The organism is Pantoea sp. 1.19 (assembly GCF_001922585.1).
Lineage (GTDB): Bacteria > Pseudomonadota > Gammaproteobacteria > Enterobacterales > Enterobacteriaceae > 1-19.
In genome coordinates this window covers 82268-100501 of record NZ_MRBS01000007.1, presented here as the reverse complement: position 1 = coordinate 100501, position 18234 = coordinate 82268, and the positions used below count along the sequence as shown (strand labels likewise).

The following is an 18234-nucleotide window of genomic DNA, read 5'->3' as shown; positions in this document are numbered from 1 at the left end:
ACAGAATTGCGAGGCAAGCCGAGGGGTTACCGCAACCCTGGTGAGTTTTGCAGCATCTACTGGATATTCATTCAGGTTTTTTTGTGCCATAATTGCCTGTTCTTTGCCCGTATGCGTTCGGGCCACGGGCAGTCTTGTCTGCCGACGAACGCCATCGGGGTCGTACTGGCGGTGTCAGGCAAGGGCACGCTAAGGTCTGCGTTAATCCGGGAAATGGTGAATGGATAAGATCGAAGTCAGGGGTGCCCGCACCCACAATCTCAAAAACATTAATCTGATCATCCCTCGCGACAAACTGATCGTGGTAACCGGCCTCTCCGGTTCGGGAAAATCCTCGCTGGCGTTTGATACCCTGTATGCGGAAGGGCAGCGTCGCTATGTTGAATCACTCTCCGCCTACGCCCGCCAGTTTCTGTCGCTGATGGAAAAACCGGATGTCGATCACATTGAGGGGCTGTCACCCGCCATTTCGATTGAGCAGAAATCCACCTCGCATAACCCGCGATCCACCGTCGGCACCATCACCGAAATTCACGACTATCTGCGCCTGCTGTTTGCCCGCGTCGGCGAGCCGCGCTGTCCGGATCATGACGTCCCGCTGGCGGCACAGACCGTCAGTCAGATGGTGGATAACGTGCTGGCCCAGCCGGAAGGAAAACGGCTGATGCTGCTGGCGCCGATCGTCCAGGATCGCAAGGGTGAGCACAGTAAAACGCTGGAAAACCTCGCCGCCCAGGGCTATATCCGTGCGCGAATTGACGGTGACGTGTGCGATCTTTCCGATCCGCCGAAGCTGGAGCTGCAGAAGAAGCACACCATCGAGGTGGTCATCGATCGCTTTAAGGTGCGTGAAGATCTGAAGCAGCGGCTGGCAGAATCATTTGAAACCGCGCTGGAACTCTCCGGTGGCTCGGCGATTGTCGCCGATATGGATGATGAGACGGCGGAGGAGCTGCTGTTCTCGGCGAATTTTGCCTGTCCGATCTGCGGCTACAGCATGAGCGAGCTGGAGCCGCGCCTGTTCTCGTTTAACAACCCGGCGGGCGCCTGCCCCACCTGCGACGGCCTCGGCGTGCAGCAGTTTTTCGATCCGGATCGCGTGGTGCAGAACCCCGATATTTCGCTGGCCGGCGGAGCGATTCGCGGCTGGGACCGCCGTAATTTCTATTATTTCCAGATGCTGCGCTCGCTGGCGGAGCACTATGCGTTTGATATCGAAGCGCCCTTCAGCAGCCTGAAAGCCTCGGTGCAGAAAGTGATCCTCTACGGATCGGGCAACGAGAGCATTGAATTTAAGTACGTGAATGACCGCGGTGATACCTCGGTGCGCCGCCATACCTTTGAGGGGGTGCTGCATAATATGGAGCGCCGCTATAAAGAGACCGAATCCAGCGCGGTGCGCGAGGAGCTGGCGAAATACATCAGTAACCGCTCCTGCGCCAGCTGTCACGGTACCCGCCTGCGCCGCGAGGCGCGCCACGTCTTTATTGAAAATACCACCCTGCCGGCCATTTCCGACATGAGCATCGGCCACGCGATGACGTTTTTCCAGAACATCCAGCTCAGCGGCCAGCGGGCGAAAATCGCCGAAAAAGTGCTGAAAGAGATTGGCGATCGCCTGCGCTTTCTGGTCAACGTCGGCCTGAACTACCTGTCGATGTCCCGCTCGGCGGAGACGCTGTCCGGCGGCGAAGCGCAGCGTATTCGCCTCGCCAGCCAGATCGGTGCCGGCCTGGTCGGGGTGATGTACGTACTGGATGAGCCCTCTATAGGCCTGCACCAGCGCGATAATGAGCGGCTGCTGGAGACGCTGATCCACCTGCGCAACCTCGGCAACACGGTGATCGTGGTCGAGCACGACGAAGATGCGATCCGCGCGGCCGATCACGTGATCGATATCGGCCCCGGCGCCGGCGTGCACGGCGGACAGGTGGTGGCGGAAGGCAGCGTCGATCAGATCATGGCCGAACCCCGCTCGCTGACCGGCCAGTATCTCAGCGGCGAGAAGCAAATCGCCGTGCCAGCGCAGCGCGTGTCGGCCGATCCAACGAAAGTGCTGAAGCTCGCCGGCGCGCGCGGCAATAATCTGAAAGACGTCACCCTGACCCTGCCGGTCGGACTGTTTACCTGCATCACCGGCGTCTCCGGTTCCGGAAAATCGACGTTAATCAATGATACGCTGTTTCCGGTTGCGCAGCGCCAGCTGAACGGCGCGACCATTGCCGAACCGGCACCGTTTCGCGAGATTACCGGCCTGGAGCACTTTGATAAGGTCATAGACATCGATCAAAGTCCGATTGGCCGCACGCCGCGCTCTAATCCGGCGACCTATACCGGGGTGTTTACGCCGGTGCGCGAGCTGTTTGCCGGCGTACCGGAGGCGCGCTCGCGCGGCTATACGCCGGGGCGCTTCAGCTTTAACGTTCGCGGTGGCCGCTGCGAAGCCTGTCAGGGCGACGGCGTGCTGAAGGTGGAGATGCACTTCCTGCCGGACATTTACGTCCCCTGCGACCAGTGCAAAGGTCAGCGCTATAACCGCGAAACGCTGGAGGTGAAGTACAAAGGCAAGAATATCCACGAAGTGCTGGAGATGACCATCGAAGAGGCGCGCGAATTTTTTGACGCGGTGCCGGCGCTGGCGCGCAAGCTGCAAACGCTGATGGATGTCGGGCTCTCCTACATCCGCCTTGGCCAGTCAGCCACCACCCTGTCGGGCGGTGAGGCGCAGCGCGTGAAGCTGGCGCGCGAACTCTCCAAGCGCGGCACCGGTCAGACGCTCTATATTCTTGATGAGCCAACCACCGGCCTGCACTTTGCTGACATCGCCCAGCTGCTGGAGGTACTGCACCAGCTGCGCGATCAGGGGAATACCATCGTGGTGATTGAGCACAATCTGGATGTGATTAAAACCGCCGACTGGATTGTCGATCTTGGTCCGGAAGGCGGCAGCGGCGGCGGCGAAATTCTCGTTTCCGGCACGCCGGAAACCGTCGCCGACTGCGCCACATCGCACACCGCACGCTTTCTGAAACCGCTGCTCGCACGCTAACCGCTTTCCGCCACACCGGGGGCCCTATCGCCCCCGTTCACCCTGCTCAATCGCCGTAGCAGTAGCAGAAACAGGCAAGATTTTGACAGGTTCCGGCATATCGGCCACCGCTCTCAGCGACTATTCTAATCGGGCTCGACAATATTTTGCGGCCTGTTGCCGCGACCTTTACCGGGGAAGCGCGCCCGTTATCATGCCGTTTCCCACTCAGCGAACCCAACACGGGATCAACCGGAGATACCATGAAAATCACCCACGCCTATGCGGCTCAGGATGCGGCATCGCCGCTGGCGCCGTTTGACTATCAACCGCGTGCGCTGCGTCATCACGATGTAGAAATTGAGATTTTATACTGTGGCGTCTGCCACTCCGACCTGCACCAGGCGCGTAACGAGTGGAAGAACACCCTTTTCCCGGTGGTACCGGGGCATGAGATTGTCGGTCGCGTGCTGGCCGTCGGCGATCACGCCAGCAAATACCGGGTGGGCGATCTGGTTGGCGTGGGCTGCATGGTCGACTCCTGCCGCACCTGTCCCAGCTGCGATGAGGGTCTGGAACAGTATTGCGAAAACGGCTTTACCGGCACCTACAACGGGGAAGATCGTGAAACCGGCGCCATCACCTACGGCGGCTACGCCACCAACGTGGTCGTCCACGAAGACTTCGTGCTGAAGGTACCGGAAAATCTCGATCCGGCCGGTGCCGCGCCGCTGCTGTGCGCCGGGATCACCACGTACTCTCCGCTCAGCCACTGGGGCGCCGGTCCGGGTAAAAAAGTCGGTATTGTTGGCCTCGGTGGCCTCGGCCACATGGGCGTGAAGATTGCGCACGCCATGGGGGCTGAAGTGGTGCTGTTCACCACCTCCGAGTCTAAAATTGCCGACGGTAAACGCCTGGGCGCTGACCAGGTGGTGATCTCCAAAGATGCAGAGCAGATGGCCGCCCAGGCCAACAGCTTTGACCTGATCGTCAATACCGTAGCGGCTCAGCACGATCTGAATCCGTTTATTACTCTGCTAAAGCGTGAAGGGACGCTGGTGCTGGTCGGGGCGCCGGAGCACGATCACCCCTCTCCGCAGGTGTTTAACCTGATCTTTAAGCGCCGCGCCATTGCCGGCTCGCTGATTGGCGGCATTCAAGAGACTCAGGAGATGCTGGATTTTTGCGGTAAGCACAACCTGGTGTCTGACATTGAGCTGATCAACATGAATCAGATCAACGACGCCTATGAGCGTATGCTAAAAAGCGACGTGAAATATCGCTTCGTGATCGACATCGACTCCCTGCGTCAGGAAGCCGGTGCCTGATAGCGTAACGCCGCGGGGCCGTGTCGGCCCCGCTTAGCCGCGTGCCAGCTGGTATGAGGCATCCACCAGCCAGTAAATTTCCGAATCTTTCAGTGAGCCCTCCAGCCACAGCGTACTCCAGTGCACCGGATTCAGATGCTCGCTGGGGACGATGGTCTTATGCTTATCGCGCAGATCGCGCGCCAGCGCCTCACTGGTCTTCAGCGAAACGGCCTGACCGCCAGGCTTCACATCGTGCACCAGCGCGAACAGCACGCCGTGCGTTTTAATCTGCGTGGCTTTCCAGTCGCCGTGTACGCTTTGCTCAGCGCCCTCTTTGGCCATGCAGTAAGCCAGAAAATCGGATGTGGTCATTTCGCTTCCCCCTGTAATGTCGCCAGCAGCCGACGCGGCCCGCCATCGATACGGTGCTCTCCCAACCAGATGCCCTGCCAGGTGCCCAGGAGCAGACGTCCGCGCTGCACCGGCAGCATCAGCGACACCCCCAGCAGCGAAGATTTCACGTGCGCCGGCATATCGTCCGGCCCCTCATCATCGTGCTTCCACGGCGCATTTTCCGGGACGTGGCGCAGAAAATAGTGCTCCATATCCGTGCGCACGTCGGGATCGCAGTTTTCATTCAGGGTAATCGAGGCCGACGTGTGCTGCAGCAGCAGGTGCAGCAGGCCGGTATTGACATCACCCAGCGCCGGGAGCTGTCGGACAATCTCCTCGGTCACCAGATGAAAGCCGCGCGCTTTAGGACGCAAGGTTAACGCTTGCTGATACCACATAGGTCAGGCTCCGTTCGCAACGATATGCTCTTCAGTGTGCCGCATTCGGTGGAAAGGACAACCCGATGCGTCGGAAAGGGGCTTAAAAAAAGTGCCCCGCGCGGGCGGGGCGAGGAGGTTTAGTGCGTCAGCACGGCGGCAAAGGCTTCCGCCACCTGATGTACGTTGCGGCTGTTGAGGCCGGCCACGCACATCCGCCCGCTGCCGACCAGGTAAATCGCATACTCTTCGCGCAGCCGATCGACCTGCGCCGGGGTCAGCCCGGTGTAGCTGAACATCCCACGCTGAGTGAGCAGGTAGTCTACGTTCCTGCCCGGCAGCGCTTCGCTCAACACCTGCACCAGTGCCTGACGCATATCGAGGATGTGCAGGCGCATTCTGTCGACTTCCGCCAGCCAGTTGGCCTTCAGCGCCGGATCGTTGAGCACGCAGGAGACCAGCTGCGCGCCGAAGTTGGCCGGGCTGGAGTAGTTGCGCCGCACCGTGGCTTTCAGCTGACCGAGCACGCGCGAGGCGGCCTCTGCGTCTTCGCAAATGACCGACAGCCCGCCGACGCGCTCGCCGTAAAGTGAGAAGATTTTAGAAAACGAGTTGCTGACCAGCGCCGGAATGCCCGCGGCCGCAATCACCCGCATCGCGTAAGCATCCTCGTCCATGCCGCTGCCAAAACCCTGATAAGCAATATCGAGAAACGGGATCAGCTCACGCGCTTTCAGCACCCCGGTAACCACATCCCACTGCGCCGGCGTCAGATCCGCACCGGTCGGGTTATGGCAGCACGGATGCAGCAGTACGATGCTCCGCGCCGGCAGTGCCTCCAGCGCGGCAATAAAGGCCGCAAACTTCACGCCGTGCGTCTCGCTGTCGTACCACGGATAAGTATTGACGGTGAAGCCGGCGCCGTTAAAAATCGCCACGTGGTTTTCCCAGGTCGGATCGCTGACCCACACTTGGGAGTCCGGGAAGTAGCGCTTCAGGAAATCCGCGCCGACCTTCAGCGCGCCGGAGCCACCGAGGGTTTGAATGGTCGCGATGCGACCGCTCTGCAGCGCCGGATGATCGGCACCAAACAGCAGCGGACCGATCGCCTGGCGATAGGGCGCCAGCCCTTCCATCGGCAGGTAGAGCGAGGCTTCCGCCGGCAGCGCGTTCAGACGCGCACGCGCCTGGCTCACGGCGTCGAGCTGCGGAATGATGCCCTGCTCGTCATAGTACAGCCCGATACTCAGGTTGACTTTATGGCTACGCCCATCCTGCTTAAAGGCTTCCATTAACGACAGGATCGGGTCGCCCGCATAGGCATCAACGTTTTGAAACACAGTGTCACTCTCCAAAAATGTCAGACCGTCCCTGACGGGACAATAATCAGCCGCGCGATGCGGCATCGTAGCGGCCGGGGCGGTGATTCATGGCAATAATCAGGTTCATGATTGCCGCACCGGCGACCGACGCCAGCAGCATCGGCAGCGAGACCAACCACAGCGAGGCCAGCACCACGACGCAGTCTACCGCCATCTGCAGCTTACCGGCGCGCAGGCCAACGTTGTCCTGCAGCCACAGCGCCAGAATATTGACGCCGCCCAGGCTGGCCTGATGGCGAAACAACACAATAAACCCTATTCCCATGATCACGCTACCCAACAGCGTCGCATACCAGGGATTCAGCGCATCAAAATGCATCAACCGCCCGTGCAGATCGCTAAACAGTGAGACCAGCGCCACGGCGCAAAAGGTTTTCAGGGTAAACGCCCGCCCCATCCGCTTCAGCGCCAGCCAGTAAAAAGGCACATTCAGCAGAAAAAATGCGCCGCCAAAGGAGAGTCCGCTGGCGTAGTGAATTAAAAATGCCAGCCCGGCGGTGCCGCCGGTCAGCGCCCCGGCCTGGCGCAGCAGCACCACGCCAAATGACACCATCAGCGTGCCAAACAGCAGCGCCAGGGCATCTTCGGTCAGGGAGTGGGGAATACGGGTCGGACGCAGTAAATTTTCCATTACGGGGCTCTCACAGTCAGGATACCGTGAGACAGCAAAAAGCACACCAATCCGGCGGTAGACGTCTCTCACCGGACGGTGATAATGATTAACCCATTGAATAATTTACGCTTTAAATGCTCACATTGGTGCGCACTGGCGGCAGAGGCTGCGCATAACGTGCACTAACAGGCGGTGCGTTACACATATCGCGCCCGGCGGGGCAAGCGTGCCCCCTGCGGGTGCGGCAATGCCCCATCGTGGGGCGCTATACCGGCTCCGGCGGCAGATGCATCAGGCCGTTTTCTTTCAACCGGCTCAGCACCCCCGAGGTCTTCACGTGGGACACGCTGCGGAGGCCGGCCGCCAGCTGGCTGAACAGGACGCTCAGGCCGGCTAAATCACGCACCGCGACCTTTAGCAGGTAGTCAGCGTCGCCGGTGGTCTTCCAGGCGTCCACCATGGCGCTCCCCTCCGCCACCATCCGGTGAAAACTGGCGACGTGATCGTCGGTATGGCTTATCAACCACACCTCGATCTGGCCGGTGATGCGCTGGCCTGGCGTGATAGCCCAGGATAGCGCCGCTTGACTCAAGGCAAATCCGCCGGCGCGAGCACTGCGAGGCGGACAGGCCAATCCGTTCGCTCAGCTCGTGATTAGTCAGCCGGCCATTGGCTTCCAGCAAAGAGAGCAGGGACAGATCGTAATCATCCAGGGTACAGGTCATGATGGGGCGGTCTTCACCGTCAGTCGCCATCAGCTAAGCGCATGCGTAGCCGGGCTGTCCAACACGATTGGGTGATGACGCGCTGCGGATGCACAAAGTGTGCATCCGGACACTGCCCCGCGCGGGATCAGTATTCGTCGTCGTAGGCCGGCCCGGCGTAGTTATCGAAACGTGACCACTGACCATTAAAGGTGAGGCGTACGCTGCCTATCGGGCCATTACGCTGCTTACCGATAATGATTTCGGCGATGCCTTTCAAATCGCTGTTCTCGTGATAGACCTCATCGCGATAAATAAACATGATCAGGTCGGCATCCTGCTCAATAGAGCCGGACTCACGCAGGTCCGAGTTTACCGGGCGCTTATCAGCGCGCTGCTCCAGCGAGCGATTCAGCTGCGACAGGGCCACCACCGGCACGTTCAGCTCTTTCGCCAGCGCCTTCAGCGAGCGGGAGATTTCGGCAATCTCCAGCGTACGGTTATCCGACAGCGACGGCACGCGCATCAGCTGCAGGTAGTCGATCATTATCATGCTCAGACCACCGTTCTCGCGGTAGACGCGACGCGCGCGGGAGCGCACTTCGGTCGGCGTCAGGCCGGAGGAGTCATCGATATACATGTTTTTCTTTTCAATCAGGATCCCCATGGTGCTGGAGATACGAGCCCAGTCTTCATCGTCGAGCTGGCCGGTACGGATCCGCGTCTGGTCAACGCGCGACAGCGACGCCAGCATACGCATCATCAGCTGCTCACCGGGCATCTCGAGGCTGAAAATCAGCACCGGTTTTTCCTGGGTCATCGCGGCGTTTTCACACAGGTTCATGGCGAAGGTGGTTTTCCCCATCGAGGGACGCGCCGCAACGATGATCAGATCCGATCCCTGCAGGCCGGCGGTTTTTTTATTCAGATCGTTGTAGCCGGTATCGACGCCAGTCACCCCATCGTGGGGCATCTGGTAGAGTGATTCGATGCGCGAGATGGTCGCCTCGAGGATGGCATCCACCCCCTTCGGGCCTTCATCTTTGTTGGCGCGATTTTCCGCAATCTGAAATACCCGTGACTCCGCCAGGTCCAGCAGGTCTTCACTGCTGCGCCCCTGCGGATCGTAGCCGGCGTCGGCGATTTCATTGGCGACGGCAATCATCTCGCGCACCACCGCCCGCTCGCGCACGATATCGGCATAGGCGCTGATGTTCGCTGCGCTGGGGGTGTTTTTTGACAGCTCGGCCAGGTAGGCGAAGCCGCCAACCATCTCCAGTTCACCTTTGGTCTCCAGCGATTCAGAGAGGGTGATCAAATCGATCGGCTTGCTGGCCTCCAGCAGCTTCTGCATCTCGGTAAAGATCAGCCGATGCGGGCGGCTGAAAAAGTCTTTTGCCACCACGCGCTCAGCAACGTTATCCCAGCGTTCGTTATCCAGCATTAATCCGCCGAGAACCGACTGCTCGGCCTCCAGCGAATGGGGCGGCAGCTTCAGGCCTTCGACCTGACGATCGCGCGGTTCAGTGGATTTGTTGCCGGGTTGTTTTCCTGCCATAGTGGGTGCGTTACCGAATTCAGTTGAGGACGCGCCAGTATACCGTCCCGGCGTGTGCAACCCAACCGGAGAAAAGGAGAGAGCATGGCAAAGCGGATTGAATTCCAGCAGTACGGTGGACCGGAAGTGCTGCGCTGGGTCGACGTCGAGGTCAGCGATCCCGGCCCGCAGCAGGTGCTGGTAGAGAACAAGGCGATCGGCGTTAACTATATCGATACCTACGTACGCAGCGGCCTCTACCCGGCGCCGTCGCTGCCGTCGGGTCTCGGGACCGAAGCCGCCGGCGTGGTGAAAAAGGTCGGGGCCGACGTGACCGGCCTGCAGCCGGGCGATCGGGTGGTTTATGCCCAGTCCTCGCCCGGTGCCTACAGCGAATACCACTGCGTCGATCAGGATAAACTGGCGCGGCTGCCGGACGGCATCACCTTTGCGCAGGCCGCCGCCTCATTTCTGAAAGGATTAACCGTCTACTATCTGCTGCGGCAAACCTGGCACATCAAGCCAGGCGACACTTTTCTGTTTCACGCCGCCGCTGGCGGCGTCGGGCTGATCGCCTGCCAGTGGGCAAAAGCGCTGGGCGCCCATCTGATAGGCACCGTCGGTTCGGCTGAAAAAGCCGCACGGGCGAAGGCGGCCGGGGCCTGGGCGACCATCAACTACAATCAGGAGCCAATTGCCGCCCGGCTCAGCGAACTGACCGACGGTAACAAGGTAGCGGTGGTATATGACTCGGTGGGCAAAGCCACCTGGGAAGCCTCGCTTGACTGCCTGCGGCCGCGCGGGCTGATGGTCAGCTTCGGCAACGCCTCCGGTCCGGTCACCGGCGTGGATCTGGCTATCCTTAACCAGAAAGGCTCCCTCTACGTCACCCGCCCCTCGCTCAACGGCTATATTCGCGATCGCGAGACGCTGCGCATTGCCAGTAACGCGCTCTTTTCCCTGCTGGCCAGCGGGGCAATTGACGTCGCGGTGCCGGCATCACAGCAGTTTGCCCTGCGCGACGCGTCGCGCGCCCACGAAGCGCTGCAGGGCCGCCGCACCCAAGGCTCCAGCCTGCTGATCCCCTGAATGAAAAAAGGGCTTCCGTAAGGAAGCCCTGAGGGGGTTTATTATTTTTGTTCGCTGCTTGTAGGGTCAGCGGCAGTGAATTCAGTTCACTTTGGTGGAACCAGTGTGACAGAAAACATAAGTAAAAAATATGTTATCACGGCGTAACGCGCAGGCAAAAGCCGAGGATGTGATCTGCACCACATTCCACTCAGCCCTGCTGCCGCCAGCGGCGGGGGAGATGGCGCCCCCCCTGCCAACGCCGCCATAGCCACACCGCGGCCACCGCCAGCAGCAGCCACGGCAGGACGTGAATCACCAGCATCAGCAACCCACCGACCACCATCACCACCGTGGCCACCGCCAGCGCCGCCAGTACGCCCAATAGCGATACGCCGGTCAGCATCAGCATGACGAAAAATCCCAGCACAAATAACAGTTCCATGGCGCGACTCCAGCACGATCATTAACGGATTCAGGCAAACCTTTCAAGAAGCGTGCCAACGAATACCGCGGGATAACCCACTGAATAGCTTGAAACTGGCTCGAAAGAGGCGGGAATTACTGGTCAATTTCACCGCCTCGAGGCGTAAAAATGACCAGGCTCGCCGATCAGGCGATCGCGCGCTCTGCCACCAGCGACAGCGCATGCTCGACCACACGCAGATCGGCCCCCGGTTTGTGGGCATTTTCGCTCAGGTAGCGGCGCCACTGACGCGCACCGGGGATCCCCTGGAACAGACCGAGCATGTGCCGGGTAACGTGACCGAGATAGGTCCCCTGCTGCAGCTCGGCTTCGATATACGGATACATGGCGCGCACCGCGTCGACCGCACTCACGGCGGCGGCGGCGACGCCGAAGATCTCGCGATCCACGCCCAGCAGCAGGCTGGGATTTTGGTAGGCCTCGCGCCCAACCATCACGCCGTCCACGTGTTCCAGATGCTGACGCGCCTCGGCCAGCGTTTTAATTCCGCCGTTGATGGCCATGGTGAGCTGCGGAAACGCTTTTTTCAGCTGCCAGACGCGTGGGTAGTCCAGCGGCGGGATCTCACGATTCTCTTTTGGACTCAGGCCGGAGAGCCACGCTTTACGCGCATGAATGATAAAGGTCTCGCAGCCGCCGCGCTCGGCGACCGTCCCGACAAAATCCACCAGAAAGGCATAGCTGTCCTGCTCATCAATGCCGATGCGGGTTTTTACCGTCACCGGGATCGATACGGCGTCGCGCATCGCCTTCACGCAGTCCGCCACCAGCGCGGCCTCCCCCATCAGGCAGGCGCCAAAGCGCCCGTTCTGCACGCGATCGGAGGGGCAGCCGACGTTGAGATTCACCTCATTATAGCCGCGCGCCTCCGCCAGCCTGGCACACTGCGCCAGCGCCGCCGGATCGCTTCCGCCCAGCTGCAGCGCCACCGGCTGCTCCGCCTCGCTGTAGTGCAGATAATCCCCTTTACCGTGAATGATGGCACCTGTGGTGACCATCTCGGTATACAGCAGCGCCTGGCGGGTTAGCTGACGGTGGAAATAGCGACAGTGACGATCGGTCCAGTCGAGCATCGGGGCAACGGAAAAACGCAGGGAAGGTAATGGCTGACTCATGAAACGCAGGGATCCGGGGTTAAGCGTGATGATAATGTGCGCAAGGATAACACAGGACGCGACAAAATGCCGCGTCTGCCGCCCGGCCCCGGCGGGGAGGGCCCTTCCACACGCGGTTTATCCCGCCATCGTCGCAGCGTGAAGCGACGCCGGGGGTGCCTGCATCAGCCCCCGGCCGTGCAGGCGCGAACGGCATCACCGCGTCTTACCCGCCGGCGGCTGTTGCACCACCCGCCCGATCAGCCCAGCCAGCATCACCAACAGCGCCATCAACCGCAGCCCGCTGGCGGGAAATTCTGCCCGCCACTCCGCCGGAAGCTCAGCCCACAGCGTGGGCAGCAATCCCAGCGCCAGCAGCGCTCGCGTGGAGTGCCAGCGCCAGCCACACCGCCAGTCCTTGACCAGTCGACTCTTCTTCATGGTTCCTCCTGCGCTTGTTCAGCGGGCGGGTGCCGCAGCGCCCGCCCGCCTTCGTCTGCCGCCGGTATTACTGCGATGCAGCAGCCTGTTCAACGTTGCTTTGCGCCTGAGCCATCATTTGCGCGGCCATATCCTGCAGCACGTAAAGATCACGCCGACGCGTCCACGCCTGCCAGGAGTGCGGGTCGTACCACACCGGCAGCGTGATACCGCGCGAGGCATACGCGGCAATTCCGCGCGCCCGGCAGGTTTTTACACAGCGCTTAACGTGGTCACGGTGGCCAATGACCACGGCCTTACCGACGGCGCTGGCCTCGCCGTCAAAGTGATCGTCGATAATGGCTTTTACCACGCCATCGGTACTGAGATACACGAGGTTATGTTGCGCATCCCAGTCTGGCTCAATGGAATACACATCGCGCAGCGGAATATCCGGAAAGCCCCCCGCCTGAAAAAAGCGCGCGATTTCCCACTGCAAATACAGCGGCATTTTTTTCTGACGATAAACGGTGGCGCAGCAGTGGGCCAGCGCTTCGTTCATCGGTCCCGGCTCCGCCAGCTCGTTCGGATTGCCTGAACGGTTTTCCCGGTTACCGAAAGCCAGCCCAATAATCACGCTGGCCTCACGCGGAGCGAGGGTCACCGGATACCGCTCGAAGATGCAGTCATTAATAAAAGGCGCCAGCTGTGATGCCGTTTGGCAATCAGACAGTGACTGGTTCAGTTTATTTTTGATGGTATGTTCAAAGTTACAGAGATAAGAAAACATCATCACTCCTTGGTCAGTGTTAACGGCTCAAATACACGATCGCGCAGGGCTGCTGCGCAGTGTCGACTATCCCGGCAGTTGCCTTAACGGATCCCCTGATGCTCAAGACTGAAATGATTACCGTCTGCCCGCGGCTTAAATCGTCCGCCCCAGCTTCCGCCCAGCGATTCCCAGTACGCACCAAGCGGCGCCCAGGCCTCGGAGCGCGACTGATACTCTCCGGCGATAAACAAATTCAAATCGATGGCCAGCCTTAGCGTATGCAAACTGTTCGCAATGCCGTTGCCGGCGCGCTGGTTGCGCAGCGCCTGCTCGGGCGGTCGCCAGGCTTCCCCCAGCGTCAGGCCATAACCCTGCCGATCGGCATGGAGAATCAGCCTCGCCACCATCAGGCTAAATTGCTGCTGCTTGTTACTGAGTGTCATCGTGCCCCTCCAAAGGTGCTGTGAAATTTCGCCCTGCCGCCAGCGCGTCGCGCAGCTGGGCAACCTCCTCTACCAGTCGCCGGTGCGCGGCGGTCAGATCGGCGATCTGCTGCCGACTCCCTTCATGGTGTGTGTCCCAACAGGTGTGCGCATTGTCAATCAGACGCAGTCTGGCCTGCAGTGCGCTCAGGGTTTTCCAGTCATCGCGTAACGCCCCGTCGCGGAGGGCAATGTCTTCACGCAGCTGCTGATTGGTACTTTCCAGGCGGGCAATGTAGTGCTGCTGACGTTCCAGCATATCCACGTGCTGACTATCATTCGCATTCCTTGCCCGCATAGCGTTCCAATAACGATTGAGTGCCATCCAGCCATTAATGGCGACAGAAATCGCGCCGCCTGCGGCCAGCAGGGTTTCATTATCGATCGTTTCGAAGGCCATGATTGCTCACCTCTTTTCGTCAACGGCAGGTACGCATCCATGGCATTCATCCTATTACCGGGTGTGTGGCTGATTGCGGAACCCGTTTGATGACAGTAACCTGGAAAACGCGTAACGCATGACCGCCCCAAAAACGCTGACGCTATTCAATCGGGAATAATCCCGCCATCTCCAGCGGTGTTTCTTGCGCGGCCAAACACCCGGCGATAAACCCCTCCGCGGTTTGCAGCTTCATTCTCACCATCCCTTCGGATAATTTTATTTTTCGCGCCAGCGCGCGTTTAGGGATGCCTTCAATGTAATGCTGCTGCAATAAGGCAGCTTCTTGCGCACGATAGTGCCGGAGCTGATCAATACAGCGCTCAATACGGTATCCATCGCTATCGCTGCACCCGTCCGCGGCTCCCGCGGCCCTCATCCGCGGGCGCGCCATGGTGAGCCTTGCACGCGACCAGTCTCCCCACCGCTCAAGTACCAGCTGAACCGGTAACGGCTCCCCTCTCTCCTGCGTCATACGATTACAGCCCCCAGGTATCGATGCCTTCGACCGCGGCAATGGCGATGCCGTCATACGGCTCACCGCGGCGTGCGGCCCGCTGCAGACAGCGGCTACGATGGCGCGCGGCGCGATGGCGCAGCGTCTCCTCAGCGGTGGCATCCAGCGCCTGCAGCCATACGCCGGCCGCGCGGTGCCAAAATCCTTTACGCTCCAGCGCCTGCGCCTTTTCGCGCAGCTGATACCAGGCGGCGTGTTCCCCTTCCCGCTCCGCTGCGGTGTGGCAGGGCCACCAGCACAGCGGCCGGGATGTTGACCGCGTCTGGCGAATCAGATCCCGCGCGGCCAGCCCGGCCAGCACGTGCCGCAGCGCATAAGGTCCCAGCCCGGTACCGTGCATAATGCTTTTGGCGCTGGCCCCCGGGTGGCGGGCAATAAAATCGATCACTAACTCAACGCTGTTCATCTTGACTGACTCCGGCTATAATTGAACTTTAAGTACAGTAATGGTGTACTTTTAGTTCAGGTTACACCAGAACTTTCCGTTCTTACAACCCCACCAGGATTGACAACATGGTTGCAGAAGATCAGGCACGTAACATATTCATCCGCCGACTGACGCTGGCCTGCGACAGAGCCGGCATTGAACCGCACGGTCGTCAGGCGACGCTGGCCGCGGCGCTGGGCGTCACGCCAAAGGCCGTGAGCAAATGGTTTAACGGTGAAGCCATGCCGCGCCGGGCCAAACTGCAGGCGCTGGCCGCGCTGGTGGAGGCCCCAGGAGACTGGCTGCTGGGCTACGGTGAGGAGGAGCGAGCGGCACCGCGCCTGCCGTCAGGCGAAAATCGGCGCCCCGCGGCCTATCGCGTAGAGCTGCTGGACGTGCAGGCCAGCGCCGGACCGGGCTGTCTGATGGTCTCCGACGTCGTCGACACGCTGCGGGCGATTGAATATGCCCCTGAACAGGCGCGAGCGCTGTTTGGCCAGCGCCCCTGCGACACCGTCAAGGTGATCACCGTGCGCGGTGACTCCATGGCCGGCACGCTGGATCCGGGCGACCATATTTTTCTGGACATGAACGTCAACCGTTTCGACGGCGACGGTATCTATGTGTTCGTGTTTGGCAAAACCCTGCACGTGAAGCGGCTACAGATGCGCAAAAATGCGCTGCTGGTGCTCTCAGACAATCCGCTTTATAAGGAGTGGACCATTGATGAAAATGACGAAGATCAGTTTTTTATCATGGCAAAAGTATTGCTAAGACAAACGGTTAGCAATAAGCGTCTGGCCTGATTATGAGCGGAAAAACTTGTCAAACAGTAGAAATACTTATGCTGTTTAAATATACAGTATTTTAAGTCGTATCGGTGCTGCCGATACGCTCGCCCGCGGGCGTAGCGCGGGGATGTTCGCTCGCTTTGCTTACAGGAGAAACGGCTCATGACGCCGGACGCTGCAGCCATTAAGATTGTTTTCCGTCAGCATACCCTCACCGTGATCCCACACCGCGGAGACGTCTATGTCCCGATGCGACAGATTGTCGACTCCCTCGGTATGACGTGGCCTCCCCAGCGACAAAAGCTGATGCGCCAGCGGGACAAGTTCGGCACCGTCGCGCTCGCGGCGCTGGCGCCGGGCGGGGGGGAACGCCAACGACGCAGCCTCTGTATCCCGCTGCGCAAGCTTAATGGCTGGTTATTCAGTCTGAATCCGCAGCGCCTGCGCCCCGGGCTGCGCCCCACCGTACGGCTCTGGCAGGAGGAGTGTTTTCAGGTGCTATCAGGCTATTTTCCGCGCTACTGCGCCGGCGACGCTCCGCCGCATTGCGATGAAGAAAGCGCCTATTACGTGGCGATTGCCACCGAACACTTCACGGAAATTTTGCAAGCCTGGCAGGAGAATATCGCCCCGGCGCTGCAGCGTTTGAATTCGCCGCTGGTTGGGCAATTGCACGATCGCTTCAGTGAGACCTCTGCGCTGCTGTGCAAAGTGGATCAGCGCCTGCGCCACCGCGGCGCAGGCTGAATCCAGCAGGAGATCAGAACGTGAATCCCAGCTGGGCAACCGCACCCCAGGTGCGATCTTCACCGGCGAGGCCGGTCAGGTCGAGATGCACGCGCTGGAAGGGAGAGAAGCCCACCCCCGCGGTCGCAACGTTCGCGTCCGTCCCTTTCATATCCGCGCGGTAGCCGGCCCGCAGCTGCAGCCACTCCGCCAGCCGGTACTCGATCCCGGCACCGGCATACTGGCTGTCGCTCAGCGAGCGAAACCCTTTCGTCGGCGTCAGATCGACATCCAGCGCCGTCGTCAGACGATCGGTATGCCAGGCCACACCGCTGGTGACCAGCGGACGCATCCGCCAGGTATCTTTCACCCCGCCTACCTCTTTGGTATCGATATCGCGCGGCACCAGATTCTGTGCGCTTAGCCCCAGCGTCCAGTGTTCACCCACGTCGGTCGCCGCGCCGGCATCAAGGTTAAAGCCAGTATCGCTGGTGCGGTTGCGGCCATCGGTGACGTCAGACTTATCATAGTTGTAGACCGACACGTTGTAGTTCCAAAGCCAGGTTTTTTGCAGCTTGGGGGTCAGGCCAAAGGATATCGGGTGGCCGGCGATTGCCACCTCTTTCGCCATCGCGACGCCGTAATCGGTCACCAGCGCCGCACGGACCCGGCCCTGCGAAGTCAGGCGATTTTGGTCTCCCGGAAACGGAAACACCGTACCGTCCGCAACGCCCTGCAGATAATCAATGTCTCCCTGGGAGATGGTGGTCGCGAGGCTCGCGGTGCCCGACGCGCGGCTTACAAAGGCAACATCCAGCTGTTCAGTGGGGACGGTTATCACCAGCGAAGCGCCGGCGCTGCCGCGGGCGGTGTTGCCGCGAAGGTTGCGCAGCTGCTGCGCCAGATCCCCGGCGGCGGCCTGCAGTTTAGGATAGTCAGCAAAGGTGAAGCCGTTGGCCAGACCGCGATAGCCGTCCACGCTGTTACTGATATCGTCGACGCGGTCGGTGAGGTGATCTTGGTCGCTGATCCGAATCCCTGCCGCCGGCAGTATCATGCTGATACGATCTTCCGGTTCGGCGCGGGTCATTAAGGCTGGGTTTGCCAGCGCCGCGGCACCGTAGTGCGATGAGGCCACGCCGGTACCGCCCATGGCGTCGTTCCGCGCCTCAACGTAGCTGCCCGCCGCCAACGCGCTTACCGGCAGGATCAGTAACGTCGGGGCCAACCACGCGCCCGCCTTCTGCTTGATTTTGACTGTCATATGCCAACGCCCATCGTTAAAGTGTTTTCACAGAGAACTGCGACAATTTGACCGCTATTGTTAACATCCAGGCGGTCACTCATTGCTGTGAATTAAGACAAATTAATGAGGGTAATCAATGAATTGTTATTTTAAGTTCGCGTATGACCCGGCGATTGTTCAGTCTTCCTGACTCGTCAATATGCGAGAGCAGAATGCGCTCCCCTGCAAACCATAGCCAGCACTGACAAAGAGTGCAACAGATAACACACTCTATTAACGATTTCGAAGCAAAAACAAAAGGTACTCTTATCAATTTGGCCAGGTTTGACGGTGGGGAAAGTGATAAAAAACGCGCGCGACGGGCACTAAAGCGTCGGTTGCGGCGAAAAAAACCGCAAACGGCGTTTTGGTACAAGGTGTG

At 60.1% G+C, this 18234-nt stretch carries 19 protein-coding genes and 1 pseudogene; 5 read left to right on the top strand and 15 right to left on the bottom strand.

The window, feature by feature from the left end; all coding sequences use genetic code 11:
- Positions 1 to 220 precede the first annotated feature (220 nt).
- Entirely contained in the window at positions 221 to 3049 is a 2829-nt protein-coding gene (uvrA, locus tag BS626_RS13445; RefSeq protein WP_075182906.1) for an excinuclease ABC subunit UvrA, read from the top strand.
- A gap of 242 nt (positions 3050 to 3291) precedes the next feature.
- Positions 3292 to 4356, top strand: coding sequence for an NAD(P)-dependent alcohol dehydrogenase (locus BS626_RS13440; RefSeq protein WP_075182905.1), 1065 nt, complete (start codon positions 3292 to 3294; stop codon positions 4354 to 4356).
- 33 nt (positions 4357 to 4389) lie between these two features.
- Here BS626_RS13440 and BS626_RS13435 read toward each other — a convergent pair whose 3' ends face one another.
- From BS626_RS13435 to dnaB, 6 genes and pseudogenes are all read right to left on the bottom strand, one after another.
- Entirely contained in the window at positions 4390 to 4710 is a 321-nt protein-coding gene (locus tag BS626_RS13435) for an MmcQ/YjbR family DNA-binding protein (RefSeq protein ID WP_075182904.1), read from the bottom strand.
- On the bottom strand, positions 4707 to 5129 hold the full coding sequence (locus tag BS626_RS13430; RefSeq protein ID WP_075182903.1) for a secondary thiamine-phosphate synthase enzyme YjbQ: 423 nt from the start codon (positions 5127 to 5129) through the stop codon (positions 4707 to 4709). The genes BS626_RS13435 and BS626_RS13430 overlap by 4 nt, the downstream gene beginning before the upstream one ends.
- A gap of 119 nt (positions 5130 to 5248) precedes the next feature.
- Complete coding sequence (locus tag BS626_RS13425) at positions 5249 to 6448, bottom strand: amino acid aminotransferase (protein WP_139308835.1); 1200 nt, start codon at positions 6446 to 6448, stop codon at positions 5249 to 5251.
- Between the two features lie 46 nt (positions 6449 to 6494).
- Entirely contained in the window at positions 6495 to 7121 is a 627-nt protein-coding gene (locus BS626_RS13420) for a YitT family protein (RefSeq protein ID WP_075182902.1), read from the bottom strand.
- A gap of 247 nt (positions 7122 to 7368) precedes the next feature.
- Positions 7369 to 7828 (bottom strand): annotated as a pseudogene (locus BS626_RS13415) (Lrp/AsnC family transcriptional regulator).
- A gap of 127 nt (positions 7829 to 7955) precedes the next feature.
- Complete coding sequence (gene dnaB, locus BS626_RS13410; protein ID WP_075182901.1) at positions 7956 to 9365, bottom strand: replicative DNA helicase; 1410 nt, start codon at positions 9363 to 9365, stop codon at positions 7956 to 7958.
- Positions 9366 to 9449: 84 nt separating this feature from the next.
- Between dnaB and BS626_RS13405 the strand changes: the two genes are divergently transcribed.
- Positions 9450 to 10433, top strand: coding sequence for an NADPH:quinone reductase (locus BS626_RS13405; protein ID WP_075182900.1), 984 nt, complete (start codon positions 9450 to 9452; stop codon positions 10431 to 10433).
- A gap of 190 nt (positions 10434 to 10623) precedes the next feature.
- Here BS626_RS13405 and pspG read toward each other — a convergent pair whose 3' ends face one another.
- The 8 genes from pspG to BS626_RS13365 all read right to left on the bottom strand — a co-directional run bounded on the left by pspG (position 10624) and on the right by BS626_RS13365 (position 15029).
- Positions 10624 to 10857 (bottom strand): envelope stress response protein PspG, encoded by a 234-nt coding sequence (pspG, locus tag BS626_RS13400; RefSeq protein WP_075182899.1) that lies wholly within the window; start codon positions 10855 to 10857, stop codon positions 10624 to 10626.
- Positions 10858 to 11024: 167 nt separating this feature from the next.
- A complete protein-coding gene (gene dusA, locus BS626_RS13395; RefSeq protein ID WP_075182898.1) occupies positions 11025 to 12014 on the bottom strand; it encodes a tRNA dihydrouridine(20/20a) synthase DusA in 990 nt (329 codons plus the stop codon).
- 195 nt (positions 12015 to 12209) lie between these two features.
- The gene (locus tag BS626_RS13390; RefSeq protein ID WP_075182897.1) at positions 12210 to 12434 is read right to left on the bottom strand and encodes a hypothetical protein; all 225 of its coding nucleotides are present in this window, start codon (positions 12432 to 12434) and stop codon (positions 12210 to 12212) included.
- A 67-nt stretch (positions 12435 to 12501) separates the two neighbouring features.
- Complete coding sequence (locus tag BS626_RS13385) at positions 12502 to 13203, bottom strand: hypothetical protein (protein ID WP_240494314.1); 702 nt, start codon at positions 13201 to 13203, stop codon at positions 12502 to 12504.
- An 83-nt stretch (positions 13204 to 13286) separates the two neighbouring features.
- Positions 13287 to 13628, bottom strand: coding sequence for a M15 family metallopeptidase (locus BS626_RS13380; protein WP_075182895.1), 342 nt, complete (start codon positions 13626 to 13628; stop codon positions 13287 to 13289).
- Positions 13615 to 14067 carry a hypothetical protein gene (locus BS626_RS13375; protein ID WP_075182894.1) on the bottom strand — a complete coding sequence of 151 codons (453 nt, stop codon included), beginning with the start codon at positions 14065 to 14067 and terminating at the stop codon, positions 13615 to 13617. Before BS626_RS13375 ends, BS626_RS13380 begins: the two co-directional genes overlap by 14 nt.
- Before the next feature lie 142 nt (positions 14068 to 14209).
- Positions 14210 to 14581 (bottom strand): antiterminator Q family protein, encoded by a 372-nt coding sequence (locus tag BS626_RS13370; RefSeq protein WP_075182893.1) that lies wholly within the window; start codon positions 14579 to 14581, stop codon positions 14210 to 14212.
- Between the two features lie 4 nt (positions 14582 to 14585).
- Positions 14586 to 15029 (bottom strand): PerC family transcriptional regulator, encoded by a 444-nt coding sequence (locus BS626_RS13365; protein WP_075182892.1) that lies wholly within the window; start codon positions 15027 to 15029, stop codon positions 14586 to 14588.
- Positions 15030 to 15136: 107 nt separating this feature from the next.
- On the opposite strand from BS626_RS13365, the gene BS626_RS13360 reads away from it, so the two are divergent.
- Complete coding sequence (locus tag BS626_RS13360; protein ID WP_075182891.1) at positions 15137 to 15856, top strand: helix-turn-helix transcriptional regulator; 720 nt, start codon at positions 15137 to 15139, stop codon at positions 15854 to 15856.
- 147 nt (positions 15857 to 16003) lie between these two features.
- Entirely contained in the window at positions 16004 to 16588 is a 585-nt protein-coding gene (locus tag BS626_RS13355) for a phage antirepressor N-terminal domain-containing protein (protein WP_075182890.1), read from the top strand.
- 13 nt (positions 16589 to 16601) lie between these two features.
- Here BS626_RS13355 and traF read toward each other — a convergent pair whose 3' ends face one another.
- Entirely contained in the window at positions 16602 to 17831 is a 1230-nt protein-coding gene (gene traF / locus BS626_RS13350; RefSeq protein ID WP_075182889.1) for a conjugal transfer protein TraF, read from the bottom strand.
- Positions 17832 to 18234 lie beyond the last annotated feature (403 nt).